The 2,209-nt window shown below is 56.8% G+C and carries 2 protein-coding genes; both read right to left on the reverse strand.

Annotated features, from left to right (window positions below; translation table 11 throughout):
* Nucleotides 1–51: 51 nt before the first annotated feature.
* Entirely contained in the window at nt 52–1,302 is a 1,251-nt protein-coding gene (locus tag Q0628_RS09610) for a sigma 54-interacting transcriptional regulator (RefSeq protein ID WP_366979151.1), read from the reverse strand.
* 280 nt (nt 1,303–1,582) lie between these two features.
* Nucleotides 1,583–2,104, reverse strand: a complete 522-nt coding sequence (locus Q0628_RS09615) for a phospholipase D family protein (RefSeq protein WP_298770486.1) — start codon at nt 2,102–2,104, stop codon at nt 1,583–1,585.
* Between the last annotated feature and the right edge of the window lie 105 nt (nt 2,105–2,209).

A 2,209-nucleotide genomic window follows, 5' to 3' on the forward strand; every position in this document is an offset into this window, starting at 1 on the left:
GAACTAATAGCCGATGCTGAAATCCGTTAGCATGACACAAAGGTAAGAGGTTTATCGGGTAAATGCAGCTAGGTCGATGCCTAGCTGTTTTATTTTGTATGTAAGAATACGAGGTGTGGAGGAAAGACTGCGGGCAGCAGCGGCGACTTTTCCCTTGCTGCTCTTGAGGGCGTCGCAGATGATATCCTTCTCGTAGGCTTCCACCATGAGTTTCAGGTTTCCGTTCACGGGAGTGCCGCTGGTTTCGGCGGTCTGCAGCGTGGTCGGGAAATGGTGCGGGTAGATGACATCTTCGTCAGCAACGAGGACGGCTCGCTCGATTCCGTTTTCCAGTTCACGCACGTTTCCGGGCCACGGGTAACTCATGAGCATGTTGATGGTCGTGCGTGCGAGGCGGCGCACGTTCTTGCCTACGATGCGGCAGTAATGCTCCACAAAGTGGTCCGCCAAAAGCACGATGTCCGTCTTACGGTTCCTGAGCGGCGGCACGTAAATCGGGAAGATGTGCAGCTGGTAATAGAGGTCTTCGCGGAAGGTTCCCTCTTCGACCATTTGCTGCAGGTTCTTGGTGGTGGCCGCAATCACGCGAACGTTCACCTTCTTGGGAATGCGGGCGCCAATGCGTTCCCCCTCGCCATTCTGCAACAGGCGCAGAAGTTTCACCTGAAGGTTCGGCGAAAGCTCGCCCACTTCGTCGAGGAACAGCGTGCCGCCTTCGGCCTGTTCTACGCGGCCGGGAGTCTCGGCAAACACGCCGACGAGGGCACCACGCACGCTGCCGAACAGTTCACGGTCCAATACCGATTCCGGCATGGAGGCGCAATGGACGCGGACGAACGGGCCCATGTTGCGGTCGGAACGGTAATGGATAGCCTCAGCCACGAGCCCTTTGCCCGTACCCACCTCGCCCACGATGAGCGCGGGTAGGGGGCTTTTTGAAACCTGGTCAATCTGCGCGTACACGCGCTGCATCTCGCTGGAACGACCGATGATATTGTCGGGCTGGAAACGGTCCTTGAGTTCCAATGTCAAGCGTTCATTTTCGGCCTTCAGGAGTTCGTTTTCCTCTCGAGCCTCGCGACGAAGCTTCACTGCCGCCGCAAGCATCTGCGCGATGATTTCAAGCAGGCGCAGCTTTTCGGGAAGTTCGTCTTCTACCGGGTTCTGCACGTCGGCACTGAAGGCGCCAATCACCTGGTGCTCCATGATGACCGGCACGCAGAGGAACGCCTTGTCTTCCGTCTTGCCGCGGCCCGTACGGTCCAGGAAGTCCGGGTCCTTCGCGACCGAAGGAATGATAATCGGTTTCTACGACGCGGCCAGTAATGCCCTCGCCCACCTTGTAGCGGCCCTTGCGCGCCTGGCGGCTACTCAAGCCTTCCGCAATTTCAATGGAGATTTCGCCCGTGTGGCGGTTGTACAGCGTAAGCGTCGCATGTTCCACGCCCATCGTTGATTCCACCACTTCTAGAATCGGGTGCGCGACGCTCTCGAAATCAAGCGTCTGGTTCAGGATGGAACTGATCTTGTAGAGCAGCTCCAGTTCCTGGATTTTGGATTGCGAGGTGGGCATATATGAAATTTACTTAATCCGGTCGCCGCAGAATTCCTGGCGGCCGCAATTTTTGCAGTGCGAGCCCATCCAGAGCGTGTCGAACTGTTCGATGGCGGGCTGTACAAGTTCAGGGTCGTTGGTGAGGATACCCGCCTCGAAGTTGCGGCGCAGGCTGCTCTTCATGCCGATACCCGCACCCGTCAAGTTCGCGGAACCGATGTAGGCGGTTTCCAAGTCGAAAATCATCATCTTGAAATGCACCCGCGGGCACATGACGCGCTCGAGGTCGGTCACCAAAATCTTGAAGCGGTCGAAGTCCTCGCGGAAATTCGGGCCCGGCTCCTTCGCGTGAATGAGCCGCACGCCAACGCCGCGCTTCAAGAGTACGGCCAGTTGCCCGAGCAAGGGCATCGATTCGCCATCCTGCTTCACATAGACATCCTTGATGTCGGCAGTACCGATCCACAATGTATTGCGGACCTTCGCAATCCGCGCGATGACCTCGGAATAATGTTCCTCGTTCTGGATGTACTTGGTGAATGTGGGCACGGGAGTAAAGATAAAGAAAATTTGAAAAAAAAAGATGCCCGGTTCCTTCGACTGCCGCTCAGGACAGGCTCTACCGGGCATGACAACGAGGGACTAGATCCTGCT

This window comes from uncultured Fibrobacter sp. (assembly GCF_937877005.1).
GTDB lineage: Bacteria > Fibrobacterota > Fibrobacteria > Fibrobacterales > Fibrobacteraceae > Fibrobacter.